We start from the raw sequence: 20,765 nt of genomic DNA on the forward strand, positions 1-20,765 counted from the left end.
CCCATCGCAGGACCAAACGCGATCATTTCCGGATATCGAGGTTAATGAATTGCGGACCTGCCGGGCCTGACAATGTCCCGGCACGCAGCTTGCTCAGGATGCGCCGAAACGCGGTCTCCGTGGCGGAGCAGCCGTTGTTTCCTATCGTGTCAGGTGGTCCGAATTCAATGTTGGCGAGGCATTTCGCGCTCAAACGGCGGCAGGTCAGCCGATATCGGTTCTCATGGAGCGTCTGCGCGGCGCTACATTGCCATTCGGTAATCGCCGGCCATTGCTCGATCTGGCACAGCTGGGACTGATGGTGTTTCACAGTGAAGCAATTGGCGTAGCGCTGAGGTCCGTCACGGCGGACAAGCTCCTGGCGGTCGCAATTAACACTCGCGGTTTGTTGGCATGCTAGGCTGTCCCTGCTATCGCAACGCGCATCGTCGCGGGAGAATTTCCCTGTAACTTCCATGATCGAATCCATTGTCCAGTTCATGCGACGCGATGTGACGCGCGGTGTTGCCGGTACCATCCTCCTGAAGGTCGGCAGCGGTGCGCTTGCGTTTGCATTGTTCTCACTGGCGGCTCGAGCCATGTCGCCGGACGGATTTGGCATCTTTGCAACCTGGCTTTCGATTGCCCAGATCGCATCGGTCGTTGGGCTGGTCGGCCAGGAGTCGCTTCTGGTGCGATTCCTGAACGAATATCAGGTGAGAGAGCAACACGACCTCACGAAAGGCGTGCTCCTATCAAGCCTGAAGATTTCTGCCGTCGCGATGCTGATCGCAATTGCCGCAATCGCGATGGTGGCGAGCTTGAGAGGCAATTGGTGGCTGCTGATGCTCGCAGTGTCAGCCTACACTGCCGTGAATGCCGCCCTGATGCTCGGCAGTCAGATTGCACGCTCGCTGGTCAGCATTCTCATGGGCGAAGGCAACAGGGAGTTCTTTTGGCGGGTCATCGTGGTGCTGTTTCTGCTCGCCGTGCTCTTCGGTCATCGACAGCTCGATCCCACCGAATTGATCGCTGTGATGACAATTGCCATGTCGGTGGGCCTGATCGCGCAAATCATCGCGATCGTGCGGGCTCTGCCGCATTTGCGCGGCGTGTCCGCGCGTTCCGAGACATCCCGCTGGAGATCGAGCGCGCTTCATTTCTGGGTCGCGTCCATCCTTGAAGCCGCAAACCAGTACTTCGACGTCATTCTGGTCTACTGGATGCTGGATCCGACGACTGCCGGAATCTATTTTGCCGCGTCGCGTCTGGCCAACATCTTCGCCATGCTATCGGCCGCACTGTATAGTTTCGGAGCGCGCCGGCTTCCCTCGCTGTACTTCAGCAAGAATCATCGGGAATTCGAGCGAACGCTGCAGCTCATGGCGGAGGTGACCGCGCTTTGCGTGGTGAGCGGGCTCGTCATCATCTGGCTTGGCGCCCCCTATCTTCTCAACCTGTTCGGGCCGCATTTCGCCGCGCAGCACTGGGTGCTGATCGTGCTCGCGATCGGAACGGCGTTTCAAGCGGCGGGCGGTCCGGCTGCTGCGATATTGCAGCTGACCGGCCATGAGCGTCAGTATGTCCCCGTGGTTGCCGCGAACGTGGCGATGCGGCTGGTCGGATTTCTCGTCCTCATCCCCTGGCTCGGCGTGCTTGGCGCAGCGATTTCGGCCACCGTGTCGCTGGCGCTTGCGACCATCGCCCTCAACATCCTCTGTCGACGGCGAACCGGAGTTGATCCTTCAATTCTCGTGCTTTCGCGCTTCTCGAGATCGAAACGCGGCTCTTATACGGTCCGTGTGGCTGACACGAGCGACTAGGCCTCTACTCAATCGGCGGCATGATTGCCCGGCCCGGCAACACGTTGTCGAATGACGATCAACCAACCAGGCCCAATGCTGCGCCCTGGCGTTGAGGAGCCGGCGAAGCATTCGGCACACGATTGACGACCAGTCCGGTCGGCACGCCGCCGAACCGCGCGAGCGCAGCCGTAGCCCTGCGCATGGCAGCCGAATCGACTGCGTCTTCGCGAACCACGAGGATGACCAGATCGGCGTGAGCGGCCAGAGCCGTCGCCTCGGGTTGCAGGGCAAGCGATGTCGCATGGACGACGATCAGATCGAACTCGGAGCGAATATCGTCTGCGGGCAACGGCTCGGAACTCCTGCTCGCGCCCAGAAGCACGTCGACGCTGCGAAAGCTCGCCATGGACGCGCCCTCCGCCTGCCCCTTCGGCGCCGCCGCGGCACCGCCGAGATCCGGTTGCACCTGGATCAGAACGCTCAACTTTCCCTGGTTCACCGCCCACCGGTTCAGCGACCGCGCGACGGTGTTGCCGCCGGCCCCCTTCCCGACCGACATGACGAGCGCGACCTTGCCCCGAGGCCCCGGCAGCTTCTCCAGCCTGTCGAGCAGCGGACGCAGATGGAGGCTGAGATCAAGTTCAGCCGTCGCGGACACCGGGCCTTGCCAGACGTTTCTGGTTGCCCCTCCGGGCATCAGGTCGGGAATGCGGGCCCATACGGGCGGACGCGGCCACACGGCGGGCTGGGGCACGGCCGGTTCCGGATCGCGAACCTCTTGAACGGACTTGCCCGGTCCGCGCGCCGTGGCGGCAACGACCGCCGTCGACGTCAGCAGCGAGCCGATCGCGAGGGCAGCGAGCAGCAGAGGTAGCGGTGGAAGGGTCGAGCGAAGCGGCGGAATGGCGGGCGAAGCAACCTTGGTCTGGGAGCTCTGCAGAAGGCGCTGCTCATTGGTCGTCTTGGACCGCGAGAGAAACTGCTCGTAGATGTTTCTGTTGGCCTCGGCGTCGCGCTGCAGCTCCTGCAGCCGGACGAGAGCCTGACCGTCGATCAGGAGCTGCGATTCAGCCGCCTTCATCTGGCCTTCCAGAGCCTTCTGTTGGTCGCGCTGGGCCTCATATTCCGACTTTGCAGTCTCGATGGCTTTCGTCCGCTCCAACTCGATCTGCCGGTTGAGATCATTCAGCTGGCTGTACGAAATGACGAGGTCGGGATGGCGGTCGCCGAAGACCGCCCGCTTTTGCGCAATCTGATCATTGAGCGCCGACCGCTGGGCGCGCAGAACGTTCAGAAGGTTCTGCTTGACGGGTCCTTCGACGTTCGCCTTCAGGTCGCGTTGGGCCTGCTCGTAGCGGGCTCTCGCCTCTTCGGTACGGGCGCGAGCCGCGGTAACTTGCTGCGACAGCTCGGTCACGCGCAACTGCTGGGTCGTGGCGTCCTTGCCGGCATTGACGATCCTGTGCTCGAGCTTGAATGCGGCAACGGCATCCTCCGAAGCTCTCAGCCGGTCGTTCAATGTCTTCAGCCGGCCACTGAGCCAGTCGGCCGCCTCGTCGGTGGCCTCGGTGCGGATGCGACCCTGGCTGGCGACAAACGCCTCGGCTATGGCATTGGCATAGTAAGCAGCCCGCTCCGGGCGGTTCGAGGTGAACCGTATAGCGATGACGTAAGTCAGCCCGCGACGGGAAATATCGAGACGATTGCGAAATCTCTCGAGCAGGCGTGTGGCGTCGGTGTGCCCCCCGGAAATGTCTTCATCATCCCGAACCTTAAGCTGCTCGATCAGCGGCCGGAGAAAGCCATCGGACTTGGCGACTTCAACCAGGCTCTGCAGCGCGGCGCTATCCTGCCCAATGCCCGGCAGAACGTCCTGCTCCGTGGTCACGCGTTGCTCGCGGGGATCGACAACGACCAGCGCGGTCGCCGCAAATCGAACCGGGATCACCAAGAGAACGATAACGCCGACGGCGAAGATGGCGGCCGCGAGCGTCAAAATGCGGCGGAGGTTTTCCCGAACGAAGGAGAGCGCACCCGCGGCGGTCAGCGCGATCGTTCCGCGCGCCTCGCCGTTCGGCAAATTTTTAGCCTGCCACGACGCGGAATCACCGGTCGATCCGGAACTCGTCGGGTCTGCTCGGCGACCGAACGTCATGGATTTACTCGAATTCAACTGGCGAACACTGTTCAGTGGCCTGCCCCAACGTAAATATCTGTGGTTAATCGGCAGTTACCCGCTCTCCAAATGACCGTAACCAATTGGTTAACGAGCTCGCTGCACCCGGTGCGGGAAACCAACGGAATTCCCGCATGAGCGACGCTCGATCGTGCAGCCTGCGCATTAACTCCGTTCGGCGCAAATCGATGTCCGAATGTGTCTCGCGTGATAGGTACGTCCACGAGAAAAAATCCGTCAATGGGTAGAAATCCGTGCTCCGTTATCAGCCAAGCACAGAATTGCGCGAGGCACCGATGCGGTCGTCGACCGCGCCAGCCGCGCGACCAGACTTAAGCAAGCCAAAGCCGCACGTTCTTCTCGTGCAGACTCAGGCCGAGAACGCAGGTGCCCAGGAGATCACCAGGCTGCTGGGTGCGGGCCTGACCGCACGCGGTTATCGGGTCTCCAATCTGTTCTTCTTCCGCAAATCGGACTCCTTCGACGAGCCGCCCAACACGTTCTACTGCGCCTCGAGCCGACCGGGAAATCCGCTCGCTCTGCTACGCATGCTGTGGACGCTCGGCCGCTATATCAGGACCACCAGGCCCGACGCGGTTCTGACCTTTCAGCACTTCGGCAACGTCATCGGCGGCGGCGTGTCGCGCCTCGTCAGCCGCGCACCGGTTGTCGCCAATCAGGTCTCGTCCGCGCTGTCGATGAGCTGGCCGGTCCGCGCGGCCGACATTGTCATGGGCAGCCTCGGCGTTTTCGACTGCATCACGCTGAACTCGCAGGACATGCAACGGGAGTACTCGCGCTATCCCGCCGCCTATCGATCGCGCATGATTCACGTCCCGCACGGCTTCGACGACAAGTCGCTCGCCCTGCCGAAGGAAGCTGCGCGAGGACAATTCAATCTGCCGCACGATCGCGTGCTGCTCGGCTGCGCGGCCAGGCTGCACCCGCACAAGCGGCTTGACGCGGCGATACGTCTTTTGCCGGGTGAACCGTCCTGGCACCTTGCGCTGGCCGGCCAGGGGGCCGACGAAGCGCGGCTAAGGCAGTTGGCGGATGAGCTGAAAGTATCAGACCGATTACATCTGGTCGGCGAAATTCCCCCGTGGCGAATGGCGGACTTTCTCGCTTGTCTGGACGTGTTCGTATTTCCGACGCAAGCCGAAACCTTCGGTCTGGCTGCGGTCGAAGCCGCGAACGCCGGTGTTCCCTCCGTCGTCAGTGATCTTCCCGTCTTGCGCGAGGTGCTGTCTTTCGAGGGAAGGCCCACGGCACTCTTCGTCGATGCCTCCGATCCTGCGAAACTGTCGGCGGCCGTCTCCACAATTCTAACAGACCAGGCCCTGAGCGACGAACTGCGGCAAAACGCCAAAGGCCTGAAGTCGCGCTATTCGGTCGATGCCATGGTGGAGGAATACATTCAAATTCTCAGCCGGGCCATTTGAGCCGGCGCGTTGGAGTAGAGTGGCTCGACATGATCATCGAGTTTCGCTGCGAACGTGAACATGCCCGGCGGTGGATGTGCCGCGCGACATTATCGATCGACGGCCGGGACGTTCCGGTTCAGATCGTGTGGACCGCAACGGCAGAGCAGCGGCCTGCAGGTCTCGATGCGCTGTTCGAACTCGAACGCATGGTTTTGCGCAGGGGCAAGCAGGGCGGCGCCGATCGACTGAAGATCATTCCGGAACCGACGCAGGCTCGCACCGGAGCGGCCGACGTGATTGTCGATTTTACACGCAACCCGCGGCATCCGGACTGTTCTGCCCGGCTGTATCTCCGTCCGTTCTTCAATGGAGCTGCAGGCGAGAACGCCGCACTGACCGCCATCCTCGCGGGCGACCTGCCGGTCATCGAAATCGTCAACGAGCTCGACGGTTCGGTGCTCGATCGCGGCCATCCCTCCGGAGAGATTGCGGCTGGCTTGAGTGGTGCGCTCGAAACCGTCATGGCGCGGACCCTGACCATGGTGACGGCCATCCTGTCGGGAAGGCCGCGAATTCTGCCGCAGATCGCGCGTCCTGCCGGAGACGGCATGCGCCGGCGGCCCGGCGAATACGTTGTACGTGGCCTCGCCGTATCGATCGCCAAGGAGATCTATCGTCTCTGCTGCTATGCCCCGCATTGGCACGTCGGCTGGCGCCACAATGGGAGCGCAGGCGTCTGGGAGACCGGAGATCTGTCCGGGCCAGGCTGGAACGTGCTTGCAGATCCGGGACATCGCTTCTACGCCGACCCCTTTCCCATCACGTGGCAGGGACGAACGTTCGTGTTCTTTGAAGACCTCGATCACCGGGTCGGAAAAGGGGTCATTTCGGCGATCGAGTTCGGCGACGCCGGGCCGGTCGGAGAGGTCGTGCCCGTACTGGAGGAGCCCTGGCACCTGTCCTATCCGTTCCTGATCGAGGACGGTGGCGAGTTGTGGATGATCCCGGAGAGCTCCACACACGGGGACGTCGCCCTCTACAGATGCGTCCGGTTTCCGGACAAATGGGAGCGACACGCGACGCTCTTGTCAGGCCTTGAACTGGCCGACGCGACGATCACACGGCACAACGGCACGAATTATCTGTTCGGAGCCTGGCGCGACGGAACCGGCGGTTATTCGGATTCGCTCGCGATCTTCTACGCCGAGCACCTGCTCGGCCCCTGGTTGCCCCACGCCAGCAACCCGGTTCTGATCGATCGCGCAAGCGCGCGGCCGGCGGGGAATTTCGTCACCATCAATGAACGATTGTGGCGACCGGTCCAGGACTGTGCCGACGGATATGGCGCAGGGCTCGGGCTGGCGGAAGTCGTCGAACTGTCGCCGACGACATTCAGGCAAATCGTTCGCCACTCGCTGAGACCCGGGCCGGCTTGGCCGGGAAGGAAGTTGCACACCCTGAACCGCTGCGGCCGACTCGAGGTGATCGACGGATCGCGTGTTCAACCCAAGGTCCAAGCTTTCGCAAGCCAATCTCCGTCGGCCGGTTTCGCGGGAGAGCGGACGCAGCGGGCCGGCACCCGGGCCAGCTCCGCCGGGACTTCAGGTCGACCGATGAACTAGTAGTTCGTCGCGGACTTCTCGTTGGGAATGCCTTCGATCGGGCATTCAGCGGTTCCTACGGTCGAGCGGGTCATTGCCTCGACCATATCCCGCGTGCCTTCGGGGTCGGCGATCCATTTCGAATAGAAATCATAAGGACAGGCTGCGAGGCCCTTCGCGCTCTCGCCGGAATTGATCATGCCGGTGTAGCCGCGATGCAGGAGCTTGAAGAGATGGTTCTGCGACTGGTTGTTGCGGCGCGCATCGCGGATCAAGCTCTTCGACAGGCCGGCGTACTGGATGCCGTATTCCTCCTCGCCGGTCTCGCCCAGGGTGCGACCATCGAAGCCGATGATCGCAGAGTGGCCGAAATAGGAATACACGCCGTCGAAGCCCGCGGCATTGGCAACCGCGACATAGACGTTGTTGGCCCAGGCCATCGCCTTGGAGATCAACACTTGCTGCTCCTTGGCCGGATACATGTAGCCCTGACAGCGCACGATCAACTCGGCGCCCTTCATGGCGCAGTCGCGCCAGATCTCAGGGAAGTTGCCGTCGTCGCAGATGATCAGGCTGACCTTCAGGCCCTTCGGGCCGTCGGAGACGTAGGTGCAGTTGCCGGGATACCAGCCTTCAATCGGCACCCACGGCATGATCTTGCGGTACCTCTGAACGATCTCGCCCTTGTCGTTCATCAGGATCAAGGTGTTGTAGGGTGCCTTGTGCGGATGCTCCTCATGGCGCTCGCCGGTGAGCGAGAACACGCCCCATACCTTGGCTTTGCGGCAGGCCGCGGCGAAGATCTCGGTCTCGGCGCCCGGCACCTGCGAGGCGGTGTCGTACATCTCCTTGGAGTCGTACATGATGCCGTGGGTGGAATATTCCGGGAAGATCACGAGATCCATGCCTGGCAGGCCGAGCTTCATGCCGACGATCATGTCGGCGATCTTGCGAGCATTGTCGAGCACCTCGGCCCTGGTGTGCAGCCGCGGCATCTTATAATTGACGACTGCGACGCCGACCGTGTCGTTGCTGGAAGAAATGTCACCATGAAGCATTTGAAACGCCCTTCTAGTCTGGTTTGAATTTGCCGCCGTCAAACGGCCACATGCGTCAGTGGCTGATCATCCAGGGTCGCGCGGTCGGGAAACCCTTCGCGCCGCTCTTGCTCATCGTCACCAGCCGTGCCGGCTTCTTGCCGGAGCAGCAGCCGCAGCCGGCACCGTGCGAGGCCTTGTACTGATCAAGCGTCTTCGGCGCGTGCTTGCTGCGCTCGTTGGTAGCGTGGGCCTTGCGCCTGTCCGCGGGCATGCAGGAGAACGCCGGCGCAGTCAGGATCACGCGCGGTGATTCATGCTCGCATTTCGGGCATTCCCGCGGGTCGTCGCATTCGGCCATCGGCCGCATGTCGGTGAACGGGCCGCAATCGTTGCAGAGATATTCATAGACGGGCATGTCTGATCCTTGCGCGATGGTTGAGGGGTGACGGATGCGGGGCGGCAGATGCGCGCCGTCCCGCACCCTTCACGCAGGGATCACTTGTCCGGCGAGATCGGCATCTGGATGTCGCCTTTGATATGTTTCACCGGGCCGGCCGACGACGGCATGATGTCGAAGTCGAATATCTCGGTCGGCAGCCACAGCGTGGCGCAGGCATTCGGCACGTCGACGACGCCCGAGATATGGCCCTGGCACGGTGCGGTGCCGAGGATCGAATAGGCCTGGGCGCCGGAGTAGCCGAACTTCTTGAGATACTCGATCGCGTTCAGGCAGGCCTGGCGATAGGCGATGTGGACGTCGAGGTAATGCTGCTTGCCCGCCTCATCAACCGAGATGCCCTCGAAGATCAGGTAGTCCTTGTAGTTCGGCGTGATCGGCGAGGGCTTGAACACGGGGTTCTTGATGCCGTATTTGGCCACGCCATCCTTGATGACATCGACCTTCAGATGCAGCCAGCCGGCCATTTCGATCGCGCCGCAGAAGGTGATCTCGCCGTCGCCCTGGCTGAAGTGCAGATCGCCCATCGAGAGGCCGCCGCCCGGCACGTAGACCGGGAAGTAGATCTTTGAGCCGCGCGAGAGATCCTTGATGTCGCAATTGCCGCCATGCTCGCGCGGCGGCACGGTACGCGCGCCTTCGAGGCCAACCCTGGCTTTCGCGTCACCCTTGGCTTGCCCGGCATGCGCGGTCGGCGCAAACGGCGGATTGGCAAGGCCAGGCACGCGGGTGGGATTGGTCGCGATCAGCTCGGCTTCGCGCGCGTTCCAGCTCGCCAGCAGCTTCGGATCGGGCAGACAGCCGATCAGACCGGGATGGATCAGACCCGCAAAATTCACGCCGGGCACGTGGCGCGACGAGGTGTAGAGGCCCTTGATGTCCCAGATCGACTTTTGCGCCAGCGGGAAATGATCGGTCAGGAAGCCACCGCCATTCTGCTTGGAGAAGAAGCCGTTGAAGCCCCACAGGCTCTCCTTCAGCGGACCGACGTCAAGCAGATCGACCACCAGCAAATCGCCCGGCTCGGCGCCCTTGACGCCGATCGGGCCGGACAGGAAGTGCACGATCGAGAGGTCGATGTCGCGCACGTCGTCGGCGGAATCGTTGTTCTTGATGAAGCCGCCGGTCCAGTCGTAGGTCTCGATGATGAAGTCGTCGCCCGGATTGACCCACGCCACGATCGGAATGTCGGGGTGCCAGCGGTTGTGAACCTTGTCGTTTTCGTAGGCCGACTTGGTAAGATCGACCTTGATCAGTGTCTCTGGCATCGAGATGCTCCCCTTGGTTTACTGGTTAGACGGACAGGAATTTCGAGATCTGCGCGGCATCGACGCTGTCGCGCGGATCGTCACGCACGATCTCGCCGTTCTCGATCACGAGCACGCGGTCGGCAATGTCGAGCGCGAAGCTCAAGACCTGCTCGGACACGACGATCGACAGCCCGCGCTCGTCGCGGATGCGCTTCAGGGTTTTCGCCATGTCCTTGATGATCGACGGCTGGATGCCTTCGGTCGGCTCGTCCAGCAACAGCACCTTCGGCTTGGTGGCGAGCGCGCGTGCGATCGCCAATTGCTGCTGCTGGCCGCCCGAGAGATTGCCGCCACGGCGCCCCTTCATCTCCAGCAGCACCGGAAACAGTTCATAGATGTCCTCCGGCACTTCCGAGCCGCCGGACACGACGAGACCGGTCTCGATGTTCTCCTTCACCGTCATGGTCGAGAAGATCATGCGCCCCTGCGGCACATACGCGAGACCCTTGGCGACGCGGTCGTAGCTCGGAAGCGCACCGAGCTCGTCGCCGTCCATGGTCACCGAACCGCTCTTGATCGGCACGATCCCCATCAACGACTTCATCAGCGTGGTCTTGCCCATGCCGTTGCGGCCCATGATCGCGACGATCTCGTTGGGCGCGACAGAAACGTTGAGGCCATGCAAGACCTCACTCTGGCCGTAAGCAACATGGAGATCATTGATAGCCAACATGAACGTGCTCCTTAATGGCCGAGGTAGACTTCGATCACCTTGGGATCGTTCTTGACGTGGTCCATGGTGCCCTCGGAGAGGATCTGGCCCTGGTGCAGCACCGTGACCTTGTGGGCGATGTCCTCGACGAATTTCATGTCGTGCTCGATCACCAGTACCGAGCGGTCCTTGATGATGCGGTTGAGCAGCTCGGCGGTCTTGGCGCGCTCGCTGACGCTCATGCCTGCGACGGGCTCGTCCAGCATCAGCAGATCCGGATCCTGGATCAGCAGCATGCCGATCTCGAGCCACTGCTTCTGACCATGGCTGAGCAGGGCTGCGCTCATGCCGAGGCGATCTTTGAGGAAGATCATCTCGGCGACCTCGTGGACGCGGTCGCGCACGGTGGCGTCGCGCGTGAACGTCAGTGCGCCGAACACGGTGCGGCCCCGCGGAAAGGAGATCTCAAGATTCTCGAACACCGTGAGGTCGTCGTAGATCGACGGCGTCTGGAACTTGCGGCCGACGCCGGCCTTCACGATCTGGTTCTCCTTCAGCTTGGTCAGATCCTTGCCGCGGAACTCGATTGAGCCTGACGTCGCCTTGGTCTTCCCGCAGATCAGGTCGAGCACGGTGGTCTTGCCGGCGCCGTTCGGGCCGATGATGACGCGGATCTCGTTTTCCTCGACATAGAAGGAGAGATCGTTGACCGCCTTGAAGCCGTCGAAGGATACGGTGAGACCTTCGACCGAAAGCAGGAAGGGCTTTGGCTGATGACCGATGAGCATGATGTCCTCCTCACTCTGCCGGCGCGCCGTCTGCGACCGAATCGTCGGTCCAGCCGGCGCCGGACTTCGGCTTGCGCGAGCCGATCAATCGGTCGATCCGCGGCTGGACGTAGTCCCCCCAGATGCCGGCGAGGCCGTTCGGGAAGGCGAGCACCACGGCGATGAACAATCCGCCGAGGCCGAACAACCAGAGCTCGGGAAAGGACTCGGACAGACTGGTCTTGGCGAAGTTGACGAGGATCGTTCCGTAGACCGCACCCAGGATCGAGAGCCGGCCGCCGACCGCGGTATAGATCACCATCTCGATCGACGGCACGATGCCGACGAAGGACGGTGACATGAAACCGACATTGAGCGCGAACATGGCGCCGCCGATCGCAGCGAAGATCGCGGCGATGCAGAAGGCGAAGATCTTGAAATTGGCGACGCTGTAGCCGGAGAAGCGAACCCGGTCTTCCTGGTCGCGCATCGCCACCAGGATGCGGCCGAGCTTCGAGTGCCGGACGAACTGCGCGATGAAGATGCAGGCGAACAGCAGGCCGACCTCGAAGAAATACAGCACGATCTTGGCGTGGTCCGGACGGATGTCCCAGCCCTTCAGCGTGCGCAGATCGGTCATGCCGTTGATGCCGCCGGTGTAACCCTGCTGGCCGACGATCAGGATGGTCAGGATCGCGGCGACCGCCTGCGTGATGATCGCGAAATAGGTGCCGCCGACGCGGCGCTTGAACATCGCGGCGCCGATGATCAGGGCAAAGATGCCCGGCACCAGCATGACGGCGGCGACGGTGAAGGTCAGGCTGTGGAAAGGCTTCCAGAAGAACGGCAGCGCGGTGATCTGATTCCAGTCCATGAAATCGGGAATGCCCGGCGTCGACTGGATCTTGGTGTTCTCGACGCTCGAGGCTTCGAGCTTGAGGAACATCGCCATGCAGTAGCCGCCGAGGCCGAAGAACACGCCCTGCCCCAGGCTCAGGATGCCGCCGTAGCCCCAGCAGATCACCAGCCCCAGCGCCACGAAAGCGTAGGTGAGATATTTGGCGACCAGATTGAGCCTGAAGACATCGAGGCAGAGCGGCAGGATCACGACCAGAAAGACCGCGAGCACCAGGATGCCGATCAGCTCCGAACGCGTGGTAAAGCGACTGTCGTTCATGGGTTCAGCCCCCTGCACTTCGTTATTTGCGGACCTTGAGCGCGAACAACCCCTGCGGCCGCAGCATCAGAATTCCGACCACCGCGAGCAGGGTCAGCACTTTTGCCATCGAACCCGACATGAAGAACTCAAGCGTCGACTGCGTCTGCGAGATCGAGAAGGCCGATGCGATGGTGCCGAGCAGGCTGGCGGCGCCGCCGAACACGACGACCAGGAATGTGTCGACGATGTAGAGCTGGCCCGACGTCGGCCCGGTCGAGCCGATCATGGTGAAGGCGCTGCCGGCGACGCCGGCGATGCCGCAGCCGAGGGCAAAGGTGTATCGGTCGACTTTCGCGGTGTTGATGCCGACGGCGCCCGCCATGATGCGGTTCTGCACGACGGCACGGACCTGGCGGCCCCAGCGCGACCTGAACATGATGTAGGCGACCGCGATCGTGATCAGCACCGTCAGGCCCATCACGAAGACGCCGTTGATCGGCACCTCGATCGAGTCGGTGACGTGCAGCGAGCCCAGCATCCACTGCGGCAGCTCCACGCCGACTTCACGTGCGCCGAAGATCGAGCGATAGGCCTGCTGCAGCATCAGGCTGAGGCCCCAGGTCGCGAGCAGCGTGTCGAGCGGCCGCTTGTAGAGATGCCGGATCAGCACCCATTCGACCAGCATCCCCAGCGCGCCGGAAGCCAGGAACGCCAAGATCATCGCGAGGAAGAAATAGCCGCTGAACAGGCTTGGCAAATAGGACTGGAAGACGTTCGACGTCATCCAGGTGACGTAGGCGCCGAGGATCATGAACTCGCCATGCGCCATGTTGATGACGCCCATCTGGCCGAAGATGATCGCAAGACCGAGCGCCATCAGAACGTAGACGGAAAACAGGATCAGGCCGGCAAAGCCCTGCATGACGAAGATGGAGCCGAGATCGCCAATCGAATAGTCGCCGAACATCGATGTTTCTCCGTCGAGGGGGACAGGGTCCCGCGTCGCGAGCGATGTCGCGACGCGGGGTCGTGAAGCGCGGATTGACGGTCCGCGCCAGGGAGCTCTTGCTCGGGGAAGGCTTGCGGAGAATTCCGCGCGCTTACTGGTAGCCCTTCGGGAACGGATCGGGCTCGACCAGATCTGCGGTCTCGTAGATCAGCTCGAACTGGCCATCGAGCTTGGCGCGACCGACGCGGGTCTTCGACCAGAGGTGATGGTTCTCATGGATGCGCACGTAACCTTCCGGCGCGCCCTTGAACTCCACACCGGGCGAGGCAGCGGCGATCTTGTCGACGTCGAAGCTGCCAGCCTTCTCGACCGTCAACTTCCACAGCCACGGGCCGAGATAGGCGGCCTGCGTCACGTCGCCGATCACGGTCTTCTCGCCCCACATCTTCTTGAAGGCAGGGACGAAGGCCTTGTTGTTGGCATTGTCGAGGGACTGGAAGTACTTCATGCAGGCATAGGCGCCCGCGATGTTCTCGCCGCCGATGCCGTCGATCTCGTCTTCCGTCACCGAGATCGTCAGCAGCGCCTGCTTGGACAGATCGATGCCGGCCGCCTTGAGCTGCTTGTAGAAGGCGACGTTCGAGCCGCCGACCACGTCGGTGAAGATCACATCCGGCTTGGTCAGCTTGATCTTGTTGATCACCGAATTGAACTGGGTGCTGCCGAGCGCATAATATTCCTCGCCGACGACCTTGCCCTTCAGCACGTTTTCGACATGCTTGCGCGCGATCTTGTTCGAGGTGCGTGGCCAGATGTAGTCCGAGCCGATGAAGAAGAACGACTTGGCGCCCTTCTCCTTGGCGATCCAGTTCAAGCCGGCGAGAATCTGCTGGGTGGCTTCCTGGCCGGTGTAGATGACGTTCTTGGACTGCTCGAGACCTTCATAGAAGGTCGGGTAGTAGAGCATGCCGTTGTACTGCTCCATCACCGGCAGCACCGCCTTGCGCGAGGCCGAGGTCCAGCAGCCCATGATCGCCGCGACCTTGTCGTTGACGAGAAGCTTCTTGGCCTTCTCGGCGAAGGTCGGCCAGTCGCTGGCGCCGTCCTCCTGGATAAACTTGATCTTGCGGCCGAGCACGCCGCCGGCGGCGTTGATCTGCTCGATCGCGAGCTTCTCGGCTTCGATCGAGCCGGTCTCCGAGATCGCCATTGTGCCGGTGGCCGAGTGCAGAATGCCAACCGTGACCTCAGTATCGGTCACCGCGAGCCCCGTGGTGTTGACCGCGGAAGTTGCAGGCGTTTGCGCAAAGGACGACCGCGGAAGCATCGTCACGGCGGGAATCGCCGCCATTCCCATCAGCAGCTTGCGGCGGAATGCCGATTGCAGGCCCTGGTTGGTTTCGTCTGACATGAGCACCCCATTGGTTTGAGAACGCGCTTATTGGTCAGGCGAGGATTGCCTAGAATTGTGCACCGCACAGATACGCAAGATTGCGTATACTGCACCGCAAAATAGCGACGTAGGTTTTTTGGTACGGGGTTTGCTGGCGATCGAAGGATCGGTCGTTTGCAGTGAGGAGAACGGACGTGGCAGGGCGGCAGCGGATAGACCGCGTCAGGCGCCAGTACAATCAATGGGTTGCCAACCAGACGCTCGAGGACTACGCGCTGCGCTTCACCGCCAAGAGTGCGCGGCGCTGGTCCGCCGCCCGCGTCGCCAACACCGCGCTCGGCGCGATCTCCTTCCTGGCGCTGGAAGCGATCGGCGGCACCATCACGCTGAACTACGGGGCAAGCAACGCGACCGCGGCCATCCTCGTCGTCAGCGTCATCATCTTCTGTTGCGGACTGCCGATTGCCTATTATGCCGCCAAATGCGGCATCGATATCGACCTGCTGACCCGCGGCGCCGGCTTCGGCTATATCGGCTCGACCATCACCTCGCTGATCTACGCTTCCTTCACCTTCATCTTCTTCGCCTTCGAGGCGGTCATCCTGGCGGCCGCCTTGGAAGTGTGCTTCGGTATCCCGCGACCGCTCGGCTATCTCATCAGTGCCATCGTCATCATTCCGCTGGTGACCTACGGCATCACCCTGATCAGCCGCTTCCAGCTCTGGACGCAGCCGCTGTGGGTGATCCTGCACGTCCTCCCGTTCCTCGCGATCTCCTGGGCCAATCCGCATTCGTTCACCGAGTGGCGGAAATTCGCCGGCGAACATGGCGATCCCAACGGCCATCTCGATCTGCTGCTATTCGGCGCCGCAGCCTCCGTGGTGTTTTCGCTGGTGGCGCAAATCGGCGAACAGGTCGACTTCCTGCGCTTCCTGCCGCGCGACCCCCGCAAGTCGCAGATCTCATGGTGGATCGCACTGCTCTGCGCCGGTCCCGGCTGGATCATCTTCGGCGCACTCAAGCTGCTGGTCGGCTCCTTCCTCGCCCATTTCGCGCTGAGCCACGGCGTCGCTCTCGAACAGGCCGCCGAGCCCGCGAACATGTATCTCGAGGCGTTCCGCTACGTGCTGTCGCAACCGGATCTGGCGCTGGCCCTCACCGGCATCTTCGTCATTCTCTCGCAGGTCAAGATCAACGTCACCAATGCCTATGCCGGCTCGATCGCCTGGTCGAACTTCTTCTCGCGGCTGACGCACAGCCATCCCGGCCGCGTCGTCTGGCTGGTGTTCAACGTGATGGTGGCCCTGCTGTTGATGGAGATCGGCGTCTACAAGGCGCTGGAGCAGACGCTGGCGCTCTACTCCAACGTCGCGATCGCCTGGGTCGGCGCGCTGGTCGCCGACCTCGTCATCAACAAGCCGCTGGGCCTGCGCCCGCCGCAGATCGAGTTCAAGCGCGCCCATCTCTACGACATCAATCCAGTCGGCGTCGGCGCCATGACGATCGCGACCATCGTCTCGATCAGCGCGTTCTACGGCCTGTTCGGCCCGACCGCGAAGGCGCTGTCGGCCTTCGTCGCGCTCGTGGCAGCCTTCGTTTCGGCGCCGCTGATCGCGTGGGCCACCGACGGCAAGTATTACATCGCGCGCAAGCCGAAGCGGAGCTGGCAGAACATCGAGGCGATCCAGTGCTGTATCTGCGAGCATTCGTTCGAGCCGGAGGACATGGCCTCCTGCCCGGCCTATGCCGGACCGATCTGCTCGTTGTGCTGCTCGCTCGATGCCCGCTGCCACGATCTCTGCAAACCGCACGCGCGAGCCGGTGCGCAGGTGTCGGAGACACTCGGCAAGATGTTGCCCGAGGCGATCTATACGCGGATCAACTCGCAGTTCGGACATTACCTGGGCGTGTTCGCGGTCTCCGCCGGCCTGGTCGGGCTGACGCTGGGGCTGATCTACCTGCAGACCTCGGCGACCATGCACGCCGACGCGCTGTTGGCAGACGTGTTGTGGAAAGTGTTCTTTGCGCTGATCATCATCATCGGCGTGGTTGCCTGGCTGTTCGTGCTGGCGCAACAGAGTCGGCGCGCGGCCGAACAGGAAACACGGCGGCAGACCACGCTGCTGATCCAGGAGATCGACGCGCACAAGCGCACCGACGCCGAATTGCAGCGCGCCAAGGAGGTCGCCGAATCCGCCAATCTCGCCAAGAGCCGCTATGTCGTCGGCCTGAGCCACGAGCTACGCTCGCCGCTGAACGCGATCTCCGGCTATGCGCAACTGCTCGAGCAGGACGCCAGCCTGCAGGCGCGGCCTCGCGACCAGGTGCGCGTGGTCCGCCGCAGCGCCGATCATCTGTCGGGACTGATCGACGGCATCCTCGACATCTCCAAGATCGAGGCCGGGCGGCTCTATCTCTCCCGCGACGAGGTCCGCCTCAGCGACTTTCTCGATCAGCTCGTCGGCATGTTCCGACTGCAAGCCGCCGCCAAAGGCATCGACTTCGTGTTCAAGCGGCCGGCCGTGCTGCCGATCGTGGTCTATGCCGACGAAAAGCGGCTGCGGCAGATCCTGATCAACCTGCTGTCGAACGCGATCAAGTTCACGCAGGCCGGCAGCGTGCACTTCATCGTGCACTACCGCAGTCCGGTCGCCGAGTTCGAGGTGACCGACACCGGGCCCGGCATCCGGTCCGACGATCTCGAACGCATCTTCGCTCCCTTCGAACGTGGCGCGCTCGGCGTGGCGCAGCCGCAGACCGGTACCGGCCTCGGGCTGACGATCAGTCGCCTGCTCGCCGGCGTGATGGGCGGCGACATCAAGGTGACGAGCACGGTCGGTGCCGGCAGCACGTTCCGCGTCAAGCTGCTGCTGTCCGAGGTGACCAATCCACGCCGCGACGCGCCGGTGGAGGCGCCGGTCTACGGCTATCTCGGCCCGCGCAGGACCATCCTGATCACCGATGACGATCCGACTCATCGCGACCTGCTGCGCGAGGTTCTGGCGCCGCTGGGCTTCATCCTGCTCAGCGCACCCGATGGACCCGGCTGCCTCGCGCTGGCGCAACACTGCCGACCCGACCTGTTCCTGCTCGACATCTCGATGGCCGGCATGGACGGCTGGACGGTCGCAGAGACCTTGCGTGCCAACGGTCACCACCAGGCGCGCATCCTGATGGTGTCGGCGAGCGCGCTGGAAGCGCACGGCGCGCCGCTGGCGCAGCCGTTCCATGACGGTTATCTGATGAAGCCGATCGACATCCCGCGGCTCCTGGAAACCATCCGGCAATTGCTCAGGATCGAATGGCAGTACGAGGCCGATCAGGCGCCGGTGCCGCTGTGGAAGCCGGAGAGCGGCTCGCGACCGCCGGTGAAATACGTCACGGAGCTGATAGGCCTCGGCCAGCTCGGCTATGTCAGGGCGATCCAACTCAAGCTCGACGAGATCGGCGCCGAGCATCCGGAACATGCCGATTTCGTCACCCACATGCGCGCGCTGATCGACCGCTTCGATCTCGACCAATACATGGCCACGCTGAAAACCCTGCACAGCTATGATCACTGATCCGAAAAAGCGCGACGTCGCCCTCGTCGTCGACGATTCTCCCGAGACGCTGCGGTTCCTGACCGACGCGCTCGACGGCGCCGGCATGACCGTGATGGTCGCGCTCGACGGCGTCTCCGCGATGCGGATCGTCGACCAGATCACGCCCGACATCGTACTGCTCGATGCGGTAATGCCGGGCATGGACGGGTTCGAGACCTGCCGGCGGCTGAAGCGCGACGCCGGCCTCGACGGCGTGCCGATCATCTTCATGACGGGCCTCGCCGAGACCGAGCATATTGTATGCGGCCTCGAGGCCGGCGGCGTCGACTACGTGACGAAACCGATCGTGGTCGAGGAGATGCTGGCGCGGATCCGCGTCCACCTTGCCAACGCACGGATGACCCAGAGCGCACGCGCGGCGCTCGACGTCTCGGGCCGCTATCTGCTCGCAGTGAACAGCCATGGCAAGTTGTTATGGGCCACGCCGCAGGGCCAAAAGCTGCTCGCGGACACCCTTGCCGACGACGCCATGGACGATTTCGTGCTGCCCGATCCGATGCCGCAATGGCTCGACCAGGCGCAGAAGGGCAAATCCGCCGCGAAGACCGCGACCATGGCCTCCTTCCCCGGCCACGAGCAACTGCGGCTGCAATATATGGGCAAGCTCGGGCCGAACGAATTCCTGCTCCGCCTCGCCAAGGATTCTGGCGCCGAGGCGCCGGCGGAATTTTCGAGAGAGCTGGGCCTTACCACGCGCGAAGGCGAAGTTCTATCCTGGCTGTCCAAAGGAAAGACCAACCGCGACATAGCGCAAATCCTCGGCTTGAGCCCGCGTACCGTCGACAAGCACCTTGAGCAGATCTATTCCAAGCTCGGCGTCGAGAATCGCACGGCGGCAGCCGCGATCGCGGTCAACGCCAAGAATCTGAAGCAATGATGCGGAAGACCCTAGCTCAAAAGCACCAGTCCACCCGGCAGCGAGGTGGCACGCGCGCCGAACAGCTGCTGAACCTGGGTGACGAAGCTATCGAGCTTGCCGATTTCGAAGTCACCATTGACTTTTTTCGTGCCCGCGCCGCCTAAAGCGGGTTGCTCGCCAAAGATCGTAGATTGGCGAAAAAAACGTATCCCGTGCTAGCGAATCCAACCCCGGCCCAAACAACCAAGTCCTGGCCCTGCGGGACGCGTACCCCGCGGCGAGGGAGGATTGTCCATTTTGCTCGCCTGATATCCACTTTACGACGCGCAGGTCATCGAGCGGAGGACCATCGTCCAAGGCACCCAAGGCACCCAAGGCAGGGCTTCATCCATTCGGGTTTGCATTGGCAACACTAGCGAGATGCCAACGCGAGCTACTAAATCCCGTTTATCGCCCGCTAATGCTGGACACATTCTCGCCCTTCGGACGCTCTTTCGACACTATCGGCTTGCCGGCGCGTTTCTGAAAGCATTGGCCCGGATTTGGTTGGGCGAACGAGATTGGGGTCAAAATCTCTTTCCGTTAACCGCGCCAACCACTTAGCCATAATGTCGGCCGATTCCGGCCTGACCTTCTACTCGCGGAAGGGTGGGGACCCGTCAACGTGATCAGATTCGTTGCCCTCGGAGTGACCGGCTTGGTGGCGCTGGGTGCCGTTGCAGCGCTTGGTAGAAGTGCTGCCCTGGTAGCGCCTGCTGCGATCGCGCCTGAGGTGGTGATATACCCGGTGGCAGTCGGTACCAAGAGTGATCGATTGCTTCCGGCCAAAAGGCAGGAAGTGGCGGTTGCTCTCCCGGCCGCGACAGCCAGCGAGCCGACATCGGCACCCGAGGCTGTGGTTTTGACGCCTCCCCCTCGAACGAAGACGAAGCCAAAAGAGCCCGCCTTCATTCCGCGCCATTGGCACGACAACACGGCCTCTGGATACACTATCCGTAAGCGCAATGCTGCGGAGGCAAAGGCAACTCAAGCCAGAACCATCGAAAGGCCAAAGCAGAATTGCAGCCAAGATGGGTTGAGCCCGCTTCTGCGAAAGCTCAACTTGCAGCCGAACTGCGAACTCTGAGAGCTGTGGGCTCGATTCTCGATCGGCTACGCGAACGTCGACCAACTCATCCGACAATTGCCGAATCAAGCGGAATGGGTGCGGTATCGCTTTCCGCTTTGAGAGCCGACGACCTCGAAATAGCCGTTGGCGTCGAACTGATCGCGCTGTTGGGGAAGATAACCATTCGCTCAAAAGACGCCGACCGCGCGAATCCGGTGCCGCTAGCAGCACCACCCGTAGATTTCCCAATATCGCCCGTGTCGAGCCGGCTGGAAGATTTCGCAATGAAATCCTCGAAGCCCAAGGAATGGACCGACATCGAACGCAAGAAGCTTTCGGCGATGATACGCCGACGCTTCGGCGCGGCGGAAATTGCCGCGGCTCTTCGCCGCCACACCGGGTCGGTAAAGCGGATTGCGCGAGAGATGGGGCTAATCCTGAAGAAATGACGGCGAACCTTCCGCGCCCCCACGACACGACC

17 protein-coding genes are annotated in these 20,765 nt (G+C 62.4%); 7 read left to right on the forward strand and 10 right to left on the reverse strand.

The window, feature by feature from the left end:
- Positions 1-22 precede the first annotated feature (22 nt).
- Complete coding sequence (locus AXW67_RS41715; RefSeq protein ID WP_145927503.1) at positions 23-469, reverse strand: hypothetical protein; 447 nt, start codon at positions 467-469, stop codon at positions 23-25.
- Between AXW67_RS41715 and AXW67_RS09140 the strand changes: the two genes are divergently transcribed.
- The gene (locus AXW67_RS09140) at positions 456-1,802 is read left to right on the forward strand and encodes a lipopolysaccharide biosynthesis protein (RefSeq protein WP_063677597.1); all 1,347 of its coding nucleotides are present in this window, start codon (positions 456-458) and stop codon (positions 1,800-1,802) included. The two genes, AXW67_RS41715 and AXW67_RS09140, sit on opposite strands and share 14 nt — an antisense overlap.
- Positions 1,803-1,860: 58 nt before the next feature.
- Here the strand turns inward: AXW67_RS09140 and AXW67_RS09145 are convergent, their stop codons facing one another.
- Complete coding sequence (locus tag AXW67_RS09145) at positions 1,861-3,939, reverse strand: exopolysaccharide transport family protein (protein ID WP_063677598.1); 2,079 nt, start codon at positions 3,937-3,939, stop codon at positions 1,861-1,863.
- A 275-nt stretch (positions 3,940-4,214) separates the two neighbouring features.
- Here AXW67_RS09145 and AXW67_RS09150 point away from each other — a divergent pair, with 275 nt between their 5' ends.
- Positions 4,215-5,402, forward strand: coding sequence for a glycosyltransferase family 4 protein (locus AXW67_RS09150; RefSeq protein WP_063677599.1), 1,188 nt, complete (start codon positions 4,215-4,217; stop codon positions 5,400-5,402).
- Positions 5,403-5,431: 29 nt separating this feature from the next.
- Complete coding sequence (locus AXW67_RS09155) at positions 5,432-7,006, forward strand: glucosamine inositolphosphorylceramide transferase family protein (protein WP_063677600.1); 1,575 nt, start codon at positions 5,432-5,434, stop codon at positions 7,004-7,006.
- Here the strand turns inward: AXW67_RS09155 and AXW67_RS09160 are convergent.
- The 8 genes from AXW67_RS09160 to urtA form a co-directional block, all read right to left on the reverse strand.
- Positions 7,003-8,043, reverse strand: coding sequence for an aliphatic amidase (locus tag AXW67_RS09160; protein WP_063677601.1), 1,041 nt, complete (start codon positions 8,041-8,043; stop codon positions 7,003-7,005). The two genes, AXW67_RS09155 and AXW67_RS09160, sit on opposite strands and share 4 nt — an antisense overlap.
- Positions 8,044-8,098: 55 nt before the next feature.
- Positions 8,099-8,440: an FmdB family zinc ribbon protein gene (locus AXW67_RS09165; protein WP_063677602.1), complete on the reverse strand. Its 342-nt coding sequence runs from the start codon at positions 8,438-8,440 to the stop codon at positions 8,099-8,101.
- An 80-nt stretch (positions 8,441-8,520) separates the two neighbouring features.
- Positions 8,521-9,750, reverse strand: coding sequence for a formamidase (gene fmdA / locus AXW67_RS09170; protein WP_063677603.1), 1,230 nt, complete (start codon positions 9,748-9,750; stop codon positions 8,521-8,523).
- A gap of 25 nt (positions 9,751-9,775) precedes the next feature.
- Complete coding sequence (gene urtE, locus AXW67_RS09175) at positions 9,776-10,465, reverse strand: urea ABC transporter ATP-binding subunit UrtE (protein WP_063677604.1); 690 nt, start codon at positions 10,463-10,465, stop codon at positions 9,776-9,778.
- An 11-nt stretch (positions 10,466-10,476) separates the two neighbouring features.
- Entirely contained in the window at positions 10,477-11,232 is a 756-nt protein-coding gene (gene urtD, locus AXW67_RS09180; RefSeq protein WP_063677605.1) for an urea ABC transporter ATP-binding protein UrtD, read from the reverse strand.
- Positions 11,233-11,242: 10 nt separating this feature from the next.
- Positions 11,243-12,388, reverse strand: coding sequence for an urea ABC transporter permease subunit UrtC (gene urtC / locus AXW67_RS09185; protein WP_063677606.1), 1,146 nt, complete (start codon positions 12,386-12,388; stop codon positions 11,243-11,245).
- A 22-nt stretch (positions 12,389-12,410) separates the two neighbouring features.
- Entirely contained in the window at positions 12,411-13,337 is a 927-nt protein-coding gene (gene urtB, locus AXW67_RS09190) for an urea ABC transporter permease subunit UrtB (RefSeq protein WP_063677607.1), read from the reverse strand.
- 133 nt (positions 13,338-13,470) lie between these two features.
- Positions 13,471-14,730, reverse strand: coding sequence for an urea ABC transporter substrate-binding protein (gene urtA / locus AXW67_RS09195; protein ID WP_027551229.1), 1,260 nt, complete (start codon positions 14,728-14,730; stop codon positions 13,471-13,473).
- Positions 14,731-14,906: 176 nt separating this feature from the next.
- Between urtA and AXW67_RS09200 the strand changes: the two genes are divergently transcribed.
- From AXW67_RS09200 to AXW67_RS09210, 4 genes are all read left to right on the forward strand, one after another.
- Entirely contained in the window at positions 14,907-18,275 is a 3,369-nt protein-coding gene (locus AXW67_RS09200; RefSeq protein WP_063677608.1) for a hybrid sensor histidine kinase/response regulator, read from the forward strand.
- Positions 18,265-19,194 carry a response regulator transcription factor gene (locus AXW67_RS09205; protein ID WP_063677609.1) on the forward strand — a complete coding sequence of 310 codons (930 nt, stop codon included), beginning with the start codon at positions 18,265-18,267 and terminating at the stop codon, positions 19,192-19,194. Before AXW67_RS09200 ends, AXW67_RS09205 begins: the two co-directional genes overlap by 11 nt.
- Positions 19,191-19,340, forward strand: coding sequence for a hypothetical protein (locus AXW67_RS42680; RefSeq protein ID WP_161491241.1), 150 nt, complete (start codon positions 19,191-19,193; stop codon positions 19,338-19,340). Before AXW67_RS09205 ends, AXW67_RS42680 begins: the two co-directional genes overlap by 4 nt.
- Positions 19,341-20,376: 1,036 nt before the next feature.
- Entirely contained in the window at positions 20,377-20,733 is a 357-nt protein-coding gene (locus AXW67_RS09210; protein ID WP_063677610.1) for a hypothetical protein, read from the forward strand.
- Positions 20,734-20,765 lie beyond the last annotated feature (32 nt).

Origin of the sequence: Bradyrhizobium neotropicale, from assembly GCF_001641695.1 — a bacterium.
In the GTDB taxonomy this organism is placed as follows: domain Bacteria; phylum Pseudomonadota; class Alphaproteobacteria; order Rhizobiales; family Xanthobacteraceae; genus Bradyrhizobium; species Bradyrhizobium neotropicale.

What these genes read in the sequence shown, in the direction of transcription:
- AXW67_RS09140 (WP_063677597.1), top strand. Translation starts at nt 456, where the DNA reads ATGATCGAATCCATTGTCCAGTTCATGCGACGCGATGTGACGCGCGGT.
- AXW67_RS41715 (WP_145927503.1), bottom strand. Translation starts at nt 469, where the DNA reads ATGGATTCGATCATGGAAGTTACAGGGAAATTCTCCCGCGACGATGCG.
- AXW67_RS09145 (WP_063677598.1), bottom strand. Translation starts at nt 3,939, where the DNA reads ATGACGTTCGGTCGCCGAGCAGACCCGACGAGTTCCGGATCGACCGGT.
- AXW67_RS09155 (WP_063677600.1), top strand. Translation starts at nt 5,432, where the DNA reads ATGATCATCGAGTTTCGCTGCGAACGTGAACATGCCCGGCGGTGGATG.
- AXW67_RS09160 (WP_063677601.1), bottom strand. Translation starts at nt 8,043, where the DNA reads ATGCTTCATGGTGACATTTCTTCCAGCAACGACACGGTCGGCGTCGCA.
- AXW67_RS09165 (WP_063677602.1), bottom strand. Translation starts at nt 8,440, where the DNA reads ATGCCCGTCTATGAATATCTCTGCAACGATTGCGGCCCGTTCACCGAC.
- fmdA (WP_063677603.1), bottom strand. Translation starts at nt 9,750, where the DNA reads ATGCCAGAGACACTGATCAAGGTCGATCTTACCAAGTCGGCCTACGAA.
- urtE (WP_063677604.1), bottom strand. Translation starts at nt 10,465, where the DNA reads ATGTTGGCTATCAATGATCTCCATGTTGCTTACGGCCAGAGTGAGGTC.
- urtD (WP_063677605.1), bottom strand. Translation starts at nt 11,232, where the DNA reads ATGCTCATCGGTCATCAGCCAAAGCCCTTCCTGCTTTCGGTCGAAGGT.
- urtC (WP_063677606.1), bottom strand. Translation starts at nt 12,388, where the DNA reads ATGAACGACAGTCGCTTTACCACGCGTTCGGAGCTGATCGGCATCCTG.
- urtB (WP_063677607.1), bottom strand. Translation starts at nt 13,337, where the DNA reads ATGTTCGGCGACTATTCGATTGGCGATCTCGGCTCCATCTTCGTCATG.
- urtA (WP_027551229.1), bottom strand. Translation starts at nt 14,730, where the DNA reads ATGTCAGACGAAACCAACCAGGGCCTGCAATCGGCATTCCGCCGCAAG.
- AXW67_RS09205 (WP_063677609.1), top strand. Translation starts at nt 18,265, where the DNA reads ATGATCACTGATCCGAAAAAGCGCGACGTCGCCCTCGTCGTCGACGAT.
- AXW67_RS42680 (WP_161491241.1), top strand. Translation starts at nt 19,191, where the DNA reads ATGATGCGGAAGACCCTAGCTCAAAAGCACCAGTCCACCCGGCAGCGA.
- AXW67_RS09210 (WP_063677610.1), top strand. Translation starts at nt 20,377, where the DNA reads ATGGGTGCGGTATCGCTTTCCGCTTTGAGAGCCGACGACCTCGAAATA.